Below are 18,943 nucleotides of genomic sequence, written 5' to 3'. Positions count from 1 at the left end.
GCGGGGTCCCGACAGCTGTGCTGTTGGGACCCCGCTTCCGTTTCGTTGCTGTTGAGGGCGGAGCCGGCGTGGCCTACTTGGCCGTGCGAATGAGCTTGCGGTTGACGAACTCGTCCATGCCGTACTTGCCGAGCTCGCGGCCGACGCCGGAGCGCTTGATGCCGCCGAAGGGTAGCTCGGCCGCCGTGCCGGGGGCCTCGTTGATGTAGACCATGCCCGTGTCCAGTCGGTCAGCGATCTCCGCGGCCTTCTTGGCGTCAGTGGACTGGATCACGGCGCCGAGGCCGTAGGCGGAGTTGTTGGCCAGTTCCACCGCCTCATCCGCGCTGGCCACGCGGTAGATCACAGCCACCGGGCCGAACAGTTCCTCGGAGAACGCGCGCATCGCCGGCGTCACTCCGGTGAGGACGGTCGGCTGGAACCAGGCGCCGGGCTGTTCAAGCCGGGAGCCGCCGGTGAGCACCGTGGCGCCCTTGGCGACGGCGTCGTCCACCTGCGAGGCCAGCCCGTCACGGGCGGCGGTGGAGGACAGCGGGCCCATGAAGGTGTCCACCTCTGTGGGGTCGCCGATTTTTACGGACGTGACCGCGCCAACGAACTTCTCGACGAAATCCTCGTAGACGGCGTCATCGACGATGATGCGCTTGGCGGCGTTGCAGGCCTGGCCGGTGTTGCCGAAGCGGCCGAACAGTGCATGCGTGGCGGCCTGGTCCACGTCCGCAGAATCCAACACCAGGAACGGGTCGGAGCCGCCGAGTTCCAGCACCACCTTCTTGAGGTTGCGTCCGGCGATTTCGGCCACGGCGGCGCCGGCGCGCTCTGAGCCGGTCAGCGAGACACCCTGCACGCGAGGATCGCCGATGACGTCCGCCACCTGCTCGTTCGTCGCGAAAATGTTCACGTACGTACCCTCGGGGGCGCCGGCGTCGAGGAAGAGCTGTACCATGGCCAGGGCCGACTCGGGGCACTGCGGGGCGTGCTTGAGCAGGATGGTGTTGCCGTTCATCAGGTTGGGCGCGGCGAAGCGGGCCACCTGGTAGTACGGGAAGTTCCACGGCATGATGCCCAGCAGGACGCCCAGGCCGTCCTTGCGGACGATGGCAGTGCCGCCGGCAGCGACGTCCAGCTCCTCGTCCTCGAGGAACGCAGGGCCGTTCTCGGCGTAGTAGCGGTAAATCGAGGCCACGATGTCAACCTCGATCCGGGCCTGGAAGATGGGCTTGCCCATTTCCCGGGTGACGATTGCCGCGAGCTCGTCGCGGCGCTCGGTGTAGAGCTCGGCGACGCGGCTCAACAGCTTGGCCCGGTCTTCGAGCGGCGTCCTGTTCCAGTCCGTGAAGGCGGCGTCGGACGCCGCGAGCGCGGCGCGGATCCCGGCGTCGGTGGCGGTGGGATATTCCTTGACGGTCTCTCCCGTGGCCGGATTGGTGACGGCATAGAGGCTCATGCTGTTCTCCTTCGTTGGTTGCAGTTTCGGGCGGTGCTGTGTCGGGGTTTCCGTGGCGCTTCCAGGGCGATTACGGGAGGGCGATCTGCGGGTCGGTGAGCACGTGGATGATGGCCGGGATCCGCTGGTCCTGAACCGCCTTGAGCGCGCGTTCGACGGCGATCGCGGCGTCGTCGTCGCGCGTCACGGTTTCGCCGTGGCCGCCGAAGGCCCGGGCAAACGCGGCGAAGTCCGGGTTGCTCAGCTGGGTGCCACTGACCCGGCCGGGGAAGTGGTGCTCCTGGTGGTCGCGGATGGTGCCGTACTGGCCGTTGTCCATGACGATGATCAGCATGGCCGCGCCGTGCTGAACTGCCGTGGCGAACTCCTGGCCGTTCATCAGGAACTCTCCGTCGCCGGCGATGGCCACCGCCAGACGCTCCGGGCTCTCCAGGGATGCGGCGACTGCTGCCGGCACGCTGTAGCCCATGGATCCGTTGCGCATGCTCAGCTGGGACGGGAACACATTGGTGGGCAGGTACCGCTGGGCCCAGGCGCAGTGGTTGCCCGCGCCGAAGCTGTAGACGGCGTCCTCCGGCAGGCGCCGGACGAGTTCGGCGATCACGGCGGTCATATGTCCGGTGCCTTCGCGGGTGGCCGGCAGGGTGGCCAGGTCCGGCAGCGCGCTGAACGCGGCCTGGGCGGTGCGGCCGGCGGCGCGCCAGGCATCCCACTGCGCGGACCTGCCGAGCTGGACGTCCTTGACGGCATCGGCGAAGGCGACCGGGGAGGCCAGGATGTGGGTGGTCACGGCGCCGGAACGGCCCCGGAGGGTGGAATCGATGTTCACCACAATGTTGGTGGCGTCCATCGACTGGCGGATCTTGTAGCCGTCCGTGGGGACGTCGGTGGGCAGCGCGCCGATGGCCAGCAGGACGTCCGCCTCGGCGAACATCCGGACGGTCTCCTGGGTGCGGCCGTATCCGAGGGCGCCGGCGTAGACCTCCGAGCCGAAGGGAATGCGGTCCGAGGCGCGCCAGTCCTGGATGACGGGGATGCCGTTGGACTCGGCGAAGCGGGTCACGGCCGCGGCGGCTTCGGGCGTCCAGCGCGGGCCGCCGGCGAAGATGGCCGGCTTCTCCGCGCCGGCCAGGGCCGCGGTGATTAGCTCCAGCTCGGCAGCGGAAACGGCCCCCTCCGCGACGGTGAGCACCGGGTGAAGCGCCCCGGAAAATTCATGCGTGATGACGTCCTCCGGCAGGCCCACGATCACTGGGCCCGGGCGGCCGGATTTGGCAGCGAAGAAGGCTTCGGCCACCACTTCGGAGGCCCTGGACGCTTCCTCAAGGACAAAGACGCGCTTGGCCTGGGTCCCGAACCAGGCGTTCGGATCAAACTCCTGGAAGGATTCGCGTTGCCTGTCCGCGACCGGGATCAGGCCGACGAACAGGACCATCGGTGTGGCGTCCTGCCACGCGGCGTGGATGGCAACGTAGGCATTGGCGGCACCGGGTCCGCGGGTGACCATGGCAACGCCTGGCTCGCCGGTGAACTTGCCGTGGGCCTCCGCCATGTAGGCAGCGCCGCCTTCCTGGCGGCACACGACCGTCTGGATGTCTGCTCCGTGCAGGCCGTCCAGGACTGCCAGGTAGCTTTCGCCCGGGACCGCGAAGACACGGTCGACGCCGTGTAGGGCCAGCGAATCAACGATCGCCTGGCCGGCGTGGGTCTTCTTCTCCAACGTAGTGCTCCTAAAAATGGGGTCTTCCGCGAACCTGGCGGAGGATCTGGCGCCGGCAGGGTGGCCGGGCGGTAGTGGGTTCCTTCAAGTATTCGCAGCTCATTTCATGCTGTCTAATACATATAAAGTTCAAAACCTATATCTAAAAGGCATATGCCTCACGGGCCCGGCGCGAACCCCGGGGAGCGCGAGTCGGTCTATAGTGCCCCGTGGGCCAGGCGGCCGCCCACTACGGTCGCGGTGACGCGGACGTTTTGGATGGCCTCGGCCGGAACCTCGTAGATGTCCTCGGACAGGGCCACGAAGTCGGCCAGCATGCCGTGCGAGAGCGAGCCCTTGTAATGCTCTTCCCGCGCCGCATAGGCGCTGCCCACCGTGTAGGCCCGTACCGCCTGGGCGACGCTGATGCGTTCCTCGGGTACGAATTCGGCGCCGGAGGAGGTCCGGCGGTTCACAAGGTCATGGATGTTCAGGATGGGGTCCGCGGAGACGACGGGCGCGTCGGTGCTGGCTGGAACTTCCAGGCCGGCATCGAGCAAGGCCTTCACACGGTAGGACAGCCGTGTCCGTTCGGGCCCCAGGGCCCGGGCGGCACCGTCGCCGAGTTCGTTGATGAAGCGGCCCTGCGGCACGGGGATGAGGCCCAGGGAAGCCAGGCGCCGGATCTGCTCATCGCTCGCGACGTTCACATGTTCGATCCGGTGCCGGGCGTCGGGCCGGGGATGGAGCCGCTGGGCCTCCTCGAAGATGTCCATCACCACGTCCAGCGCGGCGTCGCCGATGGCGTGGGTGGCCACCTGCCATCCCGCGGCATGGGCGCCGATGATCCGCCGCCGCAGCTCCTGGGCCGGGAACTGGAGGAGCCCGCGGTTGCTGTGTCCCTCCGCGGCATCGAGGTCGTAGTCGCAGCACATGAAGGCGCTGCGGCCGATCAGCGAGCCGTCGGACAGGATCTTGGTAGGCCCCAGGCGCAGCCATTCGTCGCCGAAGCAGCTGCGTATCCCGAGGTCGAGTCCGAGCCGCGGAACTGCGTCGCCGCCGGAACCGCCGTCGCCATCCGGCGGTTCGTCGCCGAGGCCGTGCAGTGCGGTCAGGTAGGGCATCACCGTGGCGCGCACGCCCAGGAGGCCGGCGTCGCGGGCCGCCTGGTAGCCGGCGAGGTCGGAGAGCGTGTGCCCGATATGGGCAGGCGCGCCGAGCCCGGGTTCGGTGATGCTGGTGATGCCCAGTTCCAGCAGGGCGGCGCTGCCGGCGCCGACCATGGCGGCGACGTCGTCCACGGTCGGGGCGGGGATGGCGTGCATGACGAGGGCGCGGGCCGTCTCCTGGAGGAGGCCGAGGGCCCTGCCGTCGGCGTCGACAGGCGCGGCCCCGCCGTCGGGCGCGGTGACATTGCGGCGGCCGGGGTAGCCGGCGCGCTCGAACGCGGCCGTGTTGGCCACGCCCATGTGCCGGGAATTGTGCATGAGCCACACCGGATGGCCGTGGCTGACGGCGTCCACCTGTTCGGCGGTGGGATGCTGGTTGTTCAGGTAGTTCTGGTCATAGCCCGAGCCCTGGACCCAGGCGCCGGCCGGCGCCGCGGCGCAGGCGCGCTCCACCGCGGCCAGCACGTCGTCCATGGTGGGGCAGACGGCCGGGCGGAGATCGGCCTGGATCAGCGCCTGGCCGACGTAGCTGAGGTGGCAGTGGGCGTCGTTGAAGCCGGGCACGACGGCGGCGCCCGCCAGATCGTGCACCTCACGGAAGTACCGGGCCGGCAGTTCATCGTCGAGGCTGATGATGCGCCCGTTGTCGACCCCGAGGCTGTGGGCCTGGGGGCGGCGGGTGTCCTGGGTGTGGAACGTTCCGTTGGTGTACAGCGTGTCGAAGAGCATGCGCTTCTCCCGATTCTATGGATGCATCAGTTTCATCCAGTATCGGGAGACGTTTTCATGCTGTCGAATGCAATTTGGGTGTGAGTTGAATACCGTTTCGGCATTGAGCGCCCTACTTCTGGCTGTCGTCGTCGTTGACCAGGGCGCCCTGCCGCTCGAGGAATTCGCGCAACTGGAGGGCCACGGTGCGGATGGTGTCCTCGGCAAAGTGCCCCGGAATCCACGCCGTGTGAAGTGGCAACCGCAGGGCGGGACCGGGTTGCCCGGGGGTGCCGGCCAGGATGCGGATGGGGTGCGTGCCGTAGGCCGGCAGGTCGGTGGTCACGCCGATCCCGTGCCCGGCCGCCGCCAGCGCCATGATGGTTTGCCCGTCGTCGCATTCGGAGACGCGTCGGAAGCTCAGTTGGGCCTGGTTCAATGCGTCGTCCAGGATGTAGCGGCTGACGCTCTGATGTGAGGGCAGGATGGCGTGGTGACCGGAGATCGCCGACAACGGAAGTTCGGAGACCCCTGCCTGTGCCCATTCATGGTCCGCCGCCACATATGCGGTGAGCGGGATGCTGCCCAGGGGGATGGTCTCGAGGCCAGCTTCCGGCGGGGCGGGGGAGACGGCGAAGTCGCTTCCGTGCAGTAGGGCCTCGGTGATGGCAAAGTGGCTGGTTTCCCGGGTGATGATGAGGGGGTCCGCCGGGCCGGTCGTTGAAATGAACGGGGCCAGGAAGCCGCGCACGGATGCCGCGGTTGCCGCCGCGACGAGCGTTGCCACACGTCCTGTCCGGAGGGCGTCCGCCGCGTCCTCCAGGCTCTGGGTTTCGAGCATGAGCCGGCGGGCTGCGGGAACGAAGGCCCGGCCCGCTGGTGTGAGGGCCAGTTTGTTGCCTTGCGCCTCAAACAATGTGAGCTTCAGTTCGCGCTCAAGCGTTTTGATCTGCCGGCTCAGGGCCGGCTGGGCGATGTGGATCCGTTCCGCCGCGGCAGTGACGGTGCCGGCATCCACCACGGCCAAGAAGTATTGGAGTCGGCGAAGGTTCATGGGCAAATCATGCCTGTTTGGCATCTTAATCCGCAAGAAGAAGTATTGGCGGGTATGTAGTGGCTCACAGTACGGTCGGGGTCAAACACTTCCTTACCATTGAACTATCCACCGGAGAGATCCACCCATGACACCCCGCACATCACCCGCCACAGCATCGGCCACGGGCCAGGGCCCTTCCAGCCCCGGCAAGGTCGTCGCCGCGGCCTTCATCGGCACCGCGCTCGAATGGTACGACTTCTTCCTTTTCGGCACCACGGCCGCCATTGTCTTCGCTCCGCTGTTCTTCCCGGGCAGCGACCCGGTGGCGTCCACCGTCTCCGCCTTCCTGAGCTTCAGTGCGGCCTTCGTGGCCCGCCCGGTCGGCGCCGTTATCTTCGGCCATGTCGGCGACAAATACGGCCGCCGCGGCGCGCTGGTCGCCACCGTGATGCTCATGGGTGCGGCCTCCACGCTCATGGGCCTGCTGCCCACCTATGCGACGGCCGGCGTCGTGGCACCCATCCTGCTGACCCTGCTGCGGGCCGTGCAGGGCGTGGCCACCGGCGGCGAATGGGGCGGTGCCACCCTCATGGCGATCGAATACGCCCCCGCCAAACGCCGCGGCATGTACGCGGCCCTGGTCCAGCTCGGCTCCCCGGTGGGCACCCTGCTCTCCACGGGCGCCATTACGCTCGTATCCTTGCTGCCCAAGGCGGACTTCATGTCCTGGGGCTGGCGCGTGCCGTTCATCGCCTCCATCATCCTCGTCGGCGTCGCGCTCTGGCTGCGCTGGAACGTCGAGGAAACCCCCGAGTTCCAGGAACTGAAGGCGGGCGAGGGCACCAAGAAAGCGCCCGTCATCGAACTGTTCCGCACGGCCCCCGGCCGCCTCGGGATCGGTGTCTGCACCTACCTTGTCGGCAACGCCGGCTTCTTCATCCTCACCACCTTTATGATCAGCTACGTCACCCGCGTGCTGGGCCTTCCGTCCTCGGTGATCCTCACCGCCATGACGATCGGAGCCGTCGCGCAGATGGTCATGACAGTCGTGGCCGGCCGTTTGGCGGACCGCTTCGGCGCCGCCCGCGTCGGTATCATCGGCTACTCGATCTTCATTGCTCTCGCTTTCCCGATCTTCTGGCTGGTGGATACCAAGGATCCGGCCCTGATCGTTGTGGCGATGGTGCTGGCGTTCGGCCCGTGTGCCATCACCTACGCCATCATCGGCGCCCTGATCGAACGGCTCTTCCCGTCCGAGGTCAAGTACACCGGCATGGGGCTCTCGGCCAACCTGTCGGCTGTTGTCGCGGGCTTCATGCCGGCGCTGGCCACCGTGTTCCTCACGATCTCGGGCAACGCCTCCTGGGGTCCGGCCCTCCTGCTCGTGGTGATCGGGCTCATCTCGCTGGGCGGCGCCATTGCGACGTCGAAAGTGCCGGCGACGTCGGCGGTTCCGGCGGCATCGAAGGTCCACGCGGTCGGATCCTAGCCAGCCGGCGCTCTGTGCGTGGCGGGTTTCAGTCCTCGCGGCGGTACCGGATCTCTCCGCCCGTGACCGTCAGACGGACCCGGGTTTTCCGGACTTCTTCCGGGGCCGCGTTGAAGATGTCCGTGTCCAGCACGGCAAAATCCGCGAGCATGCCCCTTCGAAGCCGGCCCTTGATGCCTTCCTCGCCCGAGGCGTAGCCCGGCGCGACACAGTAGGCGTGGAGCGCCTCCCGAAGGCTGATCCGCTCCCAGGGCTCCCATCCGCCGTCGGGCTGGCCGTCCTCGCCGGTCCGGGTGATGGCCGCGTGCAGGCCGTGGAACGGGTTGGGCACCTCAACAGGGGAGTCGGAGCCGAAAGCCACCGTGGCCCCGGCGTCCAGCAGGCTGCGCCACGCGTAGGATGCCAGGCCGCGGCCTTCCACCATGCCGAGGATCGGCAGATCGCTCGGGCAGTGCTGCGGCTGCATGGAGGCGACGACGCCGAGACCGGCGAGCCGCGCGACGTCGGCGGGCTGGAGAAACTGGACGTGCTCGATCCTGTGCCGCAATCCGGACTCCGCGGTCATGCCGCGGATTTCCGCCAGGGCGTCGAGGACCTGATGGTTTGCCTGGTCGCCGATTGCATGGACGGCGACGGCGATGCCCGCCGATGCAGCCTTCGTCGCCAGCGCGACAAGGTCCGGGTAGGCGGTTACCTCCATGCCGTGGTTGTTGCCGCCCGGAAACGGCTCGCTCATGAGGCACGTGTGGGAGCCGGCCGCGCCGTCGGCGAAAATCTTGACGGCGCCGCGCCGGATCCACGCGTCGCCCTGGCCGGTCCTGATGCCGGATTGGATGGCAGCGTCGAGCTCGTCCTGGGCAAGCAGCTTGTGGACCCGCAACTGCAGCCGTCCCGCGGCGCGGAGCGTCGAGTAGGCCTCCAGGGCATCGGGCCCGTCGATGTCGTGGACGGTGGTCAGCCCCATCGACAGCAGGTACCGCTGCGCTTCCTCCAGCTGTGTGACGAGATCACCGGATGCCCCCGACGCCGCGAGCCTGCGCACCGGATACACGGCACTCTCCCGCAATATTCCGGTCGCGTTGCCATAGGCGTCCCGAACGATCTCTCCGCCCGCGGGATCCGGGGTGTCCGCCGTGATGCCGAGTTCCCGGAGCGCCAGGGCATTGGCCCAGACCGTGTGGCCGTCGGCGCTGGTGAGGGCGACCGGATTGCGGGGGCAGGCGGCATCGAGGCCATGGCGGTCCGGCTGGACCGGCGCCTGCCATTTGTTGAAGTCCCACCAGCCGCCGAAGATCCAGTCCCCGTCCCCGTAGCGCGTCGTGGCGGCGGTAACGCGGGCCAGGGCCTCCTCCACGCTGGCCGCGGAGCGCAGGTCCACTTCGTGCAGCGAACGCGCCAGGCTCGCTGTGTGGATGTGGGCATCGCTCAGGCCGGGAATGGCCACGGCACCTTCGAGGTCGACCGTGCGCGTTCCGGCGGGGGCATGGGCACGGAGGTCCTCGTGCGAGCCCGTTGCGGTGATTAATCCGCCGTCCTCGAGCAGCGCATCGACGCGCGGCTGGTGCGGATCGAGGGTATGGAAGGCGGCGTTTGCATAGATGGTGGGGGACATCGGTTCAGGGTACGGTCAGGGCCGCCGATCGGGCGAGCGGGTGCCGACACAAAAGGGTCATGTGGTTCCGGATTTTTTAAGGAGACCGGCGCCGGAGCGGCTGTCTCCCGTGAAATCCCGCGCCCTGACGGCGAAAACGTCCTTATTATGCCAAGCAGGCATGAAGGGTCAGCAAAAAGAGTCTTAGACGCGCTAGAGCGTGGGTCACATACTCGATCAACGGGTAGCGGAGTGAGGTATCCCACACCGTACCTGCACTCGCATCAGACCCCTCAAGCGAAGGACCGACACGTGAAACAACACTCCCAGGCCCCGGCCCGGACCACCGGGCGGCGCAGGGTTGCCGCCCTGGCGGCAGCCGCCGTCGTAGTCTCCGTAGCCGCAACGGGCTGCACCACCGGAGGTGCGACGGCGGGAGCCACAGCCGCGGGCCAGGTTTCCACCGACACCATCCGGACTGTGGTCAACGCCGACCCCACGACGTTTGCGCCGGTGGAAGTACGCAACGCCGATGACTTCGCCTTCAACCGGCTGCTCTTCGCCACGCTGGTCCGCCGCGACGAAAACAACAAGATTGTGTCCGACCTCGCCAGCAAGTGGGACATCACCCCCACCCAGGGAACGTTCACCATCCGCAGCGGCGCCACCTGCTCCGACGGCACTCCGATCACGGCCGGCGTGGTGGCCGAATCCCTCAAGGTATTCGCCTCCCCGGACAGCAATTCAGCCTTCCGCCCCTTGGTGCTGGGCGACGGGCCGGCCACCGTCACGGCGGACGACGCCGCCAGCACCGTCACCATCAAGCTCGCCCAGCCCTGGACCGACCTCCTCCAGGGCCTGAGCCTGCACGCCACCAGCATCGCCTGCCCCGCCGGCCTGAAGGATCCCAAGGGCCTGACCGCGGGCGATGTGGCCGGCGCGTTTTCCGGCCCCTACACGCTGGCCAGGAAGCAGCACGGCGTGGGCTACAGCTTCACGCTCCGCAGCGACTACAAGACGTGGCCTGCCTACGAAAATATCGAGGGCACCCCGGCCAAGACCATCGAGGCCAGCGTCAATACCAACTCCAGCGCGGTCAGCAACGAGCTCCTCACCGGCACCCGGGACATCGCCGTCATCCGAGGCAAGGACAGCACACGCTTCGACGGCAACAAGGACTTCTCCACCGCCGTCATCCCGCAGGGCAGCCTCTACATCATGTTCAATGAGCGGGACGGCCACCCCTTCACCGACGCCAACCTCCGCAAGGCCGTTGCCCAGGCCCTGAACGCCACAGCCTTCAACCAGGCGACCACCGGCGGCCTTGGCCAGCTGTACTCATCCATGGCCCACCCCGGCGTGCCGTGTTCCAACAAGGACACCAGCCTGCTGATCAAGTCCGACCCCGAAGCTGCCAGGAAGGTCCTGGCCGGAGTCAAAATCCGCATGGTCGGGGCACAGGTCTTCGGGCCCAACGGGGCCGGCAACACCTACGCCGCGGAAGCCCTCCGCGCCGCCGGAGCAGACATCGACCTGCGCAACGTGGACCTGGCTACCTGGAGCACCGAGCTGACCCAGAAGGTCGATTCGTGGGATATCACCGTGATGGGCGGCATCAATGCCGGCGGCACCATGGTGGGCGCCCTGTCCACGGCCATCGGCCTCCCGGTGGAAAAAGGCGGCCTGAACTGGGCCGGCGCCATCAACCAGCCTGTCGTGGACCTCGAGGCCAAGGCGATGACGCAGACGGACGACACCGCCCGCTGCGCGACCTACCAGGAAGCCGAGAAGATCATGATCGGCGACGCCCACGTGGTGCCACTCGGCTCGCTCCCCGCCCAGGTCACCGTTCGGTCCGGATTCGCCATGCACACTATGAATGGCCAGCCGGACGAGAGCACCATGCGGATCACGAAGTAACCATCCGCCATGACCTCTTCGATTGCTGTTGAAGCTTCCCGTACCCCCGGTGTTGCCGCCGGGGGTACGGGAAGCCGGTTCATCCACCATCCGTGGGTGGGGTTTTCCTTGCGCAGGCTCGGCGGGCTGGTGCTCTCGTTCGTGGTGCTGACCGTGGTGACGTTCCTGATCGTGCCTTTGATACCGGGGGATCCTGCCGTGATCGCCGCGGGCGACGGGGCCAGTCCGGCCAAGATTGCCGGCGTCCGCGCGGAGCTCGGTCTCGACCTTCCGATGCTCACGCAATTTCTCAACTATGTTTCCGGCATCCTGCGCCTGGACATGGGCTCCTCGTTCGTCAGTGGTGAGAGTGTCTCCACGCTGATCTTCACGCGCTTTCCGTTCACCGCGGAGATCGCCCTGCTGGCCATCGTGCTGGTGTTGCTGATCTCGGTGCCCCTGGGCATGACCGTGGCGATCCTGACCCGGGGCGGCCGCAACAAGTGGCTGGATCATCCCTTTAACTTCCTGACCAGCCTGATCTACTCCGTCCCGCAGTATGTGGTGGGCACCCTGCTGGTGGTGGTGTTCGCCGTGACCCTGCGCTGGCTGCCCGCGGCCGGTGCGGCGTCGCTGAACTCGCTGGTGCTGCCCACCGCTGCCCTCATGCTCGGGCCCGTGTGCGTGATCTCCCGGATCGTACGGCGCGAAACCGCCGTGGTCCTGGACAAGGACTACGTCCGTACGGCCCGCGGCTGGCGTCTGAGCGCCCTGCGCACCCATGCCCGCTACGTCCTGCCGAACCTCATCACGACCACCCTGACACTCTCGGGACTTATCCTGGCCGCGCAGCTGGGCGGCGCCGTGGTGATCGAAACGGTCTTCGCCTGGCCGGGCCTGGGCCAGGGCATCGTCAACGCGATCCTGCAGCGCGACTACCCGGTGATCCGCGGCATCATCCTGGTGCTGGGCCTGCTGGCGACCCTCATCATCATCCTGGTGGACCTGATCCTGGCCATCATCGACCCGCGCAACCTGGGAGGTACCTCAAGTGACGTCTAGGTTTAGGAGCCGGGACTTCTGGAGCCCGGCCATGTCTACCGGGGCAGGACTGCTGGCCGCCCTCATCCTCATCGCCATCATCGCCCCGCTGACCATGACGCAGGCCGCTGAACAGCTGACGGCCAACGCCGCCCTGGGCCCCAGCCCCGAGCACTGGCTCGGCACCGACGACTTCGGCCGGGACCTGCTTTCCCGCGCCCTGGTGGCCACCCGGCTTACGCTGCTCATGACCGCCGGCGCGGCCGCCATTTCGGTGGTGGCGGGCGTGGCGATCGGGCTGGCCATCTGGCTGGCCGGCCGGCGTGTCCGCGAGGTGGCGCTGCGCGTCCTCGAAACAGCCGTCGCCTACCCGAGCCTGATTTTCGCTCTCGTGATCGCCGCCGTCCTGGAACCGGGGGTGTCCTCGGCGGTCATCGCGATCGGTATCGCCGGGATCCCCGGCTTCGCCCGGATCACCGCCAACCTGGCCTCCTCCGTCTCCAGCAGCGAGTACGTGGTCACCGCGCGCCTCCTGGGCGTCAGCCCGGTACGGATCGCGGCCCGGCACATGCTGCCGAACATGGCCGAGCCGCTGCTCATCCTGTCCGCCACGGTCTTCGCCCTGTCCCTGGTGGAGATCTCCGCCCTATCCTTCATCGGCCTTGGCGTCCAGTCCCCGCAGTACGACTTCGGCCGGCTCCTCAACGACAGCCTCGGCGCGCTCTACACGCAGCCGGTGGAGGCCGTCGGCCCCTCGGTCATGATCGCCCTGACCGGCCTGTCCGTCATGCTGATCGGTGACGCCCTGGCCGCCCAAGCCGATCCCCGGGCCAAGCGCAGCTTCTTCCGCCGGTCCCTGCAGCGCGACCGCACGGCCGGCGTCCCGGCCGGCGACACCGCCCTGGTGCGGGCCGAGAACCTGCGGATCAGCATCCCGGGCGGCCCGCAGCTGGTGAAGAACATCTCGCTGAGCATCGACCCCGGAGAAGTCGTGGCGCTCGTGGGTGAATCCGGCTCGGGAAAGTCCTTGACCGCCATGGCCATCGCCGGGCTCCCGTCCGAAGACCTCGCTGTCGAAGCGGATATGCTCCGCGTCGGAGAGATGAACATGCTTGCCTCCCCGGACCAGTCACGGCTGGCCAAGGACATCAGCATCGTCTACCAGGACCCGGGCACCACGTTCAACCCGTCCCTCCGGATGGGTTCCCAGCTGACCGAAGTCCTCAGGACCCACCTGGGCATGGGCGGCGCGAAGGCGCGCCAGGTCATCATCGACGCCCTGGCCAACGTGAACATCACGCAGCCCGCGCAGCGGCTGCGGCAGCACCCGCATGAGCTCTCCGGCGGCATGCGGCAGCGCGCCATGATTGCCGCCTCGATTGTCACCTCGCCCAAGCTGATCGTCGCTGACGAGCCGACCACCGCCCTCGACGTGACTGTCCAGACCGACGTCCTGCGCCAGTTCCGCCGCATCCACCGCGAACAGGGAACAGCCATGCTGTTCATCTCGCACGACCTCGCCGTCGTGGAGGCCCTGTGCGACACCATCCTCGTGATGAAGTCCGGCGAAATCGTCGAGCGGCTGACTTCAGCACAGCTCGCCGCCCGGGACGTCCACCACCCCTACACCAAGGCGCTGCTCGCCGCGATTCCTACCCTGGAACCCGCCCCGGCACCCGCGACCGCAGGAGCACCTACCCCATGACCACCCACATCCAGTCACGTCCCGCTGTCCTGTACGGAGCCCAGGTCAGCAACCTCAACGTCCGCTTCGGCTCCGCCCATGTGCTGAAGGACGTCACCCTGGCCGTGCCCGCGGGCACGGTGGTGGGGCTCGTGGGGGAGTCGGGGTCCGGGAAGTCGACCCTCGGCAAGACCCTTGTCGGCATCAACAAGGCATCCAGCGGCGAGGTCCTCATCGGCGGGGAGGACGTCACCCGCCTGCACGGAAAGCGCCGCCGGCAGATGCGCCGCGAAGTCCAGTACATCCCGCAGGACCCCTACTCCTCGCTCAGCCCCCGCCGCACCACCGGCCAGACCCTGGCCGAAGCACTGGACCCGCATGGGGCCAACCCGGTGCAGCACCGCGAGGCCATCGCCGCGGCCCTGGAACGGGTCAAACTGGACCCCTCGGCGGCGGAGAAGTACCCGCACCAGTTCTCCGGCGGCCAGCGCCAGCGGATCGCGATTGCCCGGGCCCTCATGCTCGAACCCAAGCTTGTCATCGCGGACGAGATCACCTCCGCCCTGGACGTCTCGGTCCAGGCCGACATCATCCGGCTGCTCCAGGGCATGCGCGGCACGGTGGACAGCGCCATGCTGTTCATCTCGCACAACCTCGCCGTCGTCCAGCAGGTCTGCGACGAAGTCGTGGTCATGTTCCAGGGCCGCATCGTCGAGCAGGGCCCGATCGAATCCGTCTACCGGGACCCGCAGCATGACTACACCAGGAAGCTTCTCGCCTCGGTCCCTGGCTCACCCGGTTTCAGCTTGGACTAGGAGTTCCGAGCCCGACGGCGGTCCCTCCAGAGGGGCCGCCGCCAAACACCCGCCGGTTGCCGTCGCAAAACGGACCCGGGGAGGCACTATGTTTCCGCGCCGGAAAACATTACTGCCCAGGGGCGCCGAACAGATCGGCGGTTCCCGGACGGGACCCGGCATGCGGGCAATTCATGCCGGGACGGCATGCTGATCCGCCACTTTGGGTCTTGGACTGCATACGACGCAGGTCACATACTCGAATGAAACCGTCCACCGCTGAGTGGACCACAGGTTCATCCGAAGGGAACACCCCGTGTCCGTCACGACAATTCTTGAAGACGCCCGCGAGCTGCACGGCGACCTCGTCCAGCTTCGCCATGAGCTCCACCGGCACCCCGAGCTCGGCCTCCAGCTGCCCCGCACCCAGGAGTCGGTCCTCGACGCACTCGCCGACCTCCCGCTCGAAATCACCCTGGGCAAGGGCCTGACCTCTGTTGGTGCCGTCCTGCGCGGCACCGGCGGGACGGACTCCAGGGCCGGAACCCAAGACGCGCGTCCCACGGTTCTATTGCGTGCCGACATGGACGCGCTCCCGCTACAGGAGGAGACGGGCCTGGACTTTGCCTCCGAGGAAGCCAACCGGATGCACGCCTGCGGCCACGACCTGCACACCTCTATGCTGGTGGGCGCCGCCCGATTGCTTGCCGAACGGCGCCACCAGCTCACCGGCGACGTCGTTTTCATGTTCCAGCCGGCAGAGGAACTCCTGGCAGGGGCCCCCATGATGATCGAGGAAGGCATCCTGGATCTGGCCGGGCGCCGCGCGGACGCCGCCTATGGGCTCCACGTGTTCAGCGCCGGCGGCAACACCGGCCGGTTCGAGACGAAGCCGGGCGTCATGATGTCCGTCGCAGACGCCCTCTTCGTCAAGATCATTGGCCGCGGCGGCCACGGCTCGGCACCGCACCAGACCCAAGACCCCGTGCCGGTCATGGCCGAAATGATCCTGGCCCTCCAGCACATGGTCACCCGGCAGTTCAACGCCCACGACCCCGTCGTCGTCTCCGTGGGGATGGTCAAGGCCGGCGAAGCCATCAACGTCATTCCGGACACCGCCGAATTCGGGGCCAGCCTTCGGATGTACTCCGCGGAGGCTCGGGAGAAGATGCAGGCCGCTGTCCCGCGGCTGCTGCAGGGCATTGCCGCGGCCCACGGGCTCGAGGTCGACATCAACTACCACGCCGGCGGCAGGGTCACCGTGACTGACGAGGCGCACACCGACTTCGCGGCCGAACAAATCCACGAGCTCTTCGGCACGGAACGGCACCACAGGCTTGCCGCGCCGCTCGGCGGTTCCGAGGACTTCGCCGATGTCCTGGCCCAAGTGCCGGGCAGCTTCATCTGCCTTGACGCCACGCCGCTCACCGGCGGACCCGAGGCCGCTTTCAACCATTCGCCCCGGGCTGCCTTCGACGACTCCGTCCTGGTGGACGGCACTGCCTTGTACACGCAGCTCGCCATCGGCCGCCTCGCCCGGCCTGCCGGCATCTGACACCCACCTCCACGGATCTAGGACTTCGAATGATCAACACACAAAGCACGCGGCCGGCCGCCCCCGCCGGACATCCTGCCGGACCGGCTTCGCTCCGAGCCACCAAATCCCAACGCCAGACACTGTTCGCCACCGGAATGGGCAATGCCTTGGAGTGGTACGACTGGGGAATCTACTCTGCCTTCGCCATCTACTTCGCCACGGAGGTCTTCAACCCGAAGGACCCGCTCGCCGCCCTCCTGGGCGCCATGGCGGTCTTCGCCGTCGGATTCGTCGCCCGCCCGGTCGGCGGCTTCCTGTTCGGCTGGATGGCCGACCATCTGGGCCGCCGGGCTTCCATGATCTCGACAGTGGGACTGGCCTCGTTCGGATCCCTGCTGATCGCCCTGGTGCCCACCTACAACACTGCCGGTGCCTGGGCCGCCGTCGTCCTCCTCACCGCCCGGCTGCTCCAGGGACTGGCGCACGGCGGCGAGATGCCGTCCGCCCAGACCTACATCGCCGAATCCGCCCCGGCCGAACGGCGCGGACTGTGGTCGTCCCTGATCTACGTGTCCGGCACCGCCGGCATTGTGATCGGCCTGCTCCTGGGCTTCATCCTCAACTCGCTCCTGAGCAAGCAGGACATGCAGGCGTGGGGCTGGCGCATCCCCTTCATCATTGGCGCCCTCCTGGGCCTCTACACCCTGATCGCCCGATCCCAGATGAAGGAGACAGCAGCGTTTACGGAGGCCCAGGCCGCGGTCCGCGAACCCATGTGGCCGCAGATCCGGAAGAACTGGCGTTCAGCCCTGCGGGTGATCGGCCTCGGCATAGGCGGGACCGTCTGCTACTACGTCTGGTCCGTCAGCGCCGTGCAGCAGGCCGTAATCATCCACAAGATGGACCAGGGCACAGCTCTCATGGCCAGCGTCCTCAGCAACGTTGTCCTCATCTTGTCCCTGCCGCTGTGGGGCAAATTCTCGGACCGCTTCGGCCGCCGCCCGGGGCTGCTGATCGGCACAGGTGCACCGATCGTGCTCTTCCCGCTGCTGGTGAACACCGTGGGCCAGAGCTTCTGGTCACTCTTTCTTCCGGCGACGGTCATCCTGGTCCTGATGGGCGCCACCCTGTCCATCACCCCGGCCGTCTTCGCGGAACTGTTCCCCACCCGCATACGCACCGTGGGCGTGGCCGTTCCCTACGCTGTCTCCGTCGCCATCTTCGGCGGCACCGCACCCTACCTGCAGAGCTGGGCGAACGCCGCCTTGGGTCCCGTCGTTTTTACGGTTTATGTGGTGGTACTTTTGGCCGTCTCAACCGCGGTCGCGTGGAAGCTCCCGGAGACCAAGGGCAAGGACCTCAGCCAGTAGGCCAGCAGAGGCGGATTAGCCGGATGGTCCTGGGCAACATGACCTGAGGCAAATCGGGTGTGAATTTGTTTCCTGTGTCGTTGGTTTTTCACCGGGCTCCTCCGCTTCGGTTCGTGGCTGCTTTCTGCTTCTTCATGAAGGGGCGCAAGGGAGTGCGACATGACTTGGGCCAATTGGTGGGGAATCGGCGGTGGCCCCGGACTCCCACAAGTCGGCTGACACGCGTTACCGTGCCCGACGGAGAGTCAACATAACAGCCGGGGGACAAACATCGGCTCCAGAATGATTGCGCACCAGCCATGTGCGTAAATCGGCGGCCATTTGGGGGGCGGATCGGTTACCAGGTTCGCTAACTCTGTACGCGTTGCCGGTAGAGCCGGGGCGTTTCGCCGGCGTCGTTGAGAAAGTGCCGGTTGAAATTGGACAGGTTCGAGAAGCCGACTTCGTAGCAGATGTCGGAGGTGCGTCCGGCTGGTGACCGAGCCGCCGCTGTCGGTGAACCTCGACGGAGAGATCGCTACTGTCACGCCGACGGACTTCACCGTCGAGCGCAATGCAGTGCACGTCGTTGTACCGCAGAGCAGCAGCAGTGCCCTGCTCGACGGACAGCGTGCGCCGCGAGAGGGGCCGTCCATCTGAGGCGATTAGCCTCGGCATCAACAATCGGGAATGCTCTACCGGCGGAACCTGCCAACGCTGCCAGTGAAGCGGAACCCTAGACGATCGGCCAACTCTCGCATCCTTTGACGCACACCATCGTGCCCATTTCGGATTTGTGTCTGCAGTAACAAAGTTGGCGCCGGACTTGGAGTCCGGCGCCAACTTCATTGACCTGACTGAACGGCAACAGCGGATGAAGCCATCATCTATGGGGGCAACGCCGTCGTTAGTCTGAGTTCAGCCAGTAAGCACCCCGGCGCTTCGCCCAGACCCAGCGGTACTACTGCCACTAACCGATCGGTGCAGGCGGTCGTTCCCCGGCGAGCACGGCGAGCGCGTTGTCGGCGGCGAGCACCGCCATGGCGGTGCGCGTCTCGACGGTGGCCGAGCCCAGGTGCGGCACGAGTGTCACATTCTCCAGGTCCAGCAACTTGGGATGGACCTGGGGCTCGTGCTCGAAGACGTCCAGCCCGGCACCCGCGATGACGCCTTCGCGCAGCGCGGCTGCGAGAGCCGCTTCGTCGACGATCGGTCCGCGTGCGGTATTGACGAGGTACGTCGAGCTCTTCATCGCTGCGAGCTGCTCCGCGCCGATCAGATGGTGCGTGGCGGCTCCGTAAGGGCAGTGCAAGGATACGACATCGGAAACAGTCAGCAACTCGTCGAGATCGACCCGCCGGGCGCCCAGTTCCGCGGCAATTGCGGGGTCGATCTCGCTGCGCGACTGGTAGACGATGTCCATGCCGAAGGCCTTGGCCCGGCGTGCCGTCGCCTGGCCGATGCCGCCCATGCCGACGACGCCGAGGGTCTTGCCTTGGA

At 67.2% G+C, this 18,943-nt stretch carries 13 protein-coding genes and 1 pseudogene; 8 read left to right on the top strand and 6 right to left on the bottom strand.

Annotation, left to right across the window (positions count from 1 at the left end; translation table 11 throughout):
- Positions 1-73: 73 nt before the first annotated feature.
- From J7I85_RS11200 to J7I85_RS11185, 4 genes are all read right to left on the bottom strand, one after another.
- Positions 74-1,447 carry an NAD-dependent succinate-semialdehyde dehydrogenase gene (locus J7I85_RS11200; RefSeq protein WP_214851829.1) on the bottom strand — a complete coding sequence of 458 codons (1,374 nt, stop codon included), beginning with the start codon at positions 1,445-1,447 and terminating at the stop codon, positions 74-76.
- A 70-nt stretch (positions 1,448-1,517) separates the two neighbouring features.
- Complete coding sequence (locus J7I85_RS11195) at positions 1,518-3,167, bottom strand: thiamine pyrophosphate-dependent enzyme (RefSeq protein WP_251024242.1); 1,650 nt, start codon at positions 3,165-3,167, stop codon at positions 1,518-1,520.
- 197 nt (positions 3,168-3,364) lie between these two features.
- A complete protein-coding gene (locus tag J7I85_RS11190; RefSeq protein WP_214851828.1) occupies positions 3,365-5,044 on the bottom strand; it encodes an amidohydrolase in 1,680 nt (559 codons plus the stop codon).
- Between the two features lie 112 nt (positions 5,045-5,156).
- Entirely contained in the window at positions 5,157-6,077 is a 921-nt protein-coding gene (locus J7I85_RS11185; RefSeq protein WP_214851827.1) for a LysR family transcriptional regulator, read from the bottom strand.
- A gap of 127 nt (positions 6,078-6,204) precedes the next feature.
- Between J7I85_RS11185 and J7I85_RS11180 the strand changes: the two genes are divergently transcribed.
- Entirely contained in the window at positions 6,205-7,548 is a 1,344-nt protein-coding gene (locus J7I85_RS11180) for an MFS transporter (RefSeq protein ID WP_214851826.1), read from the top strand.
- Positions 7,549-7,576: 28 nt separating this feature from the next.
- On the opposite strand, the gene J7I85_RS11175 is transcribed toward J7I85_RS11180, so the two are convergent.
- On the bottom strand, positions 7,577-9,160 hold the full coding sequence (locus J7I85_RS11175; RefSeq protein ID WP_214851825.1) for an amidohydrolase: 1,584 nt from the start codon (positions 9,158-9,160) through the stop codon (positions 7,577-7,579).
- A gap of 291 nt (positions 9,161-9,451) precedes the next feature.
- Between J7I85_RS11175 and J7I85_RS11170 the strand changes: the two genes are divergently transcribed.
- The 7 genes and pseudogenes from J7I85_RS11170 to J7I85_RS11140 all read left to right on the top strand — a co-directional run.
- On the top strand, positions 9,452-11,059 hold the full coding sequence (locus J7I85_RS11170; RefSeq protein WP_214851824.1) for an ABC transporter substrate-binding protein: 1,608 nt from the start codon (positions 9,452-9,454) through the stop codon (positions 11,057-11,059).
- Between the two features lie 9 nt (positions 11,060-11,068).
- Positions 11,069-12,100 carry an ABC transporter permease gene (locus J7I85_RS11165; protein ID WP_214851823.1) on the top strand — a complete coding sequence of 344 codons (1,032 nt, stop codon included), beginning with the start codon at positions 11,069-11,071 and terminating at the stop codon, positions 12,098-12,100.
- Between the two features lie 31 nt (positions 12,101-12,131).
- The gene (locus tag J7I85_RS11160) at positions 12,132-13,784 is read left to right on the top strand and encodes a dipeptide/oligopeptide/nickel ABC transporter permease/ATP-binding protein (RefSeq protein ID WP_214851822.1); all 1,653 of its coding nucleotides are present in this window, start codon (positions 12,132-12,134) and stop codon (positions 13,782-13,784) included.
- On the top strand, positions 13,781-14,578 hold the full coding sequence (locus J7I85_RS11155; RefSeq protein ID WP_214851821.1) for an ABC transporter ATP-binding protein: 798 nt from the start codon (positions 13,781-13,783) through the stop codon (positions 14,576-14,578). The genes J7I85_RS11160 and J7I85_RS11155 overlap by 4 nt, the downstream gene beginning before the upstream one ends.
- 295 nt (positions 14,579-14,873) lie before the next feature.
- Positions 14,874-16,112, top strand: coding sequence for a M20 family metallopeptidase (locus J7I85_RS11150; RefSeq protein ID WP_214851820.1), 1,239 nt, complete (start codon positions 14,874-14,876; stop codon positions 16,110-16,112).
- A gap of 29 nt (positions 16,113-16,141) precedes the next feature.
- Positions 16,142-17,464 carry an MFS transporter gene (locus tag J7I85_RS11145; RefSeq protein WP_214851819.1) on the top strand — a complete coding sequence of 441 codons (1,323 nt, stop codon included), beginning with the start codon at positions 16,142-16,144 and terminating at the stop codon, positions 17,462-17,464.
- A 459-nt stretch (positions 17,465-17,923) separates the two neighbouring features.
- Positions 17,924-18,103 (top strand): annotated as a pseudogene (locus tag J7I85_RS11140) (diacylglycerol kinase); the annotation flags it as partial.
- Between the two features lie 310 nt (positions 18,104-18,413).
- Here the strand turns inward: J7I85_RS11140 and J7I85_RS11135 are convergent.
- Positions 18,414-18,943: NAD(P)-dependent oxidoreductase (locus tag J7I85_RS11135; RefSeq protein WP_285289574.1), on the bottom strand; the 530-nt coding region annotated here is incomplete at its 5' end.

It is taken from the genome of Arthrobacter sp. ISL-65 (assembly GCF_018613795.1).
Classification (GTDB): Bacteria; Actinomycetota; Actinomycetes; order Actinomycetales; family Micrococcaceae; genus Arthrobacter.
Note: the sequence above shows the minus strand (reverse complement) of the source record. Positions and strands in the feature narration are given on the sequence as shown.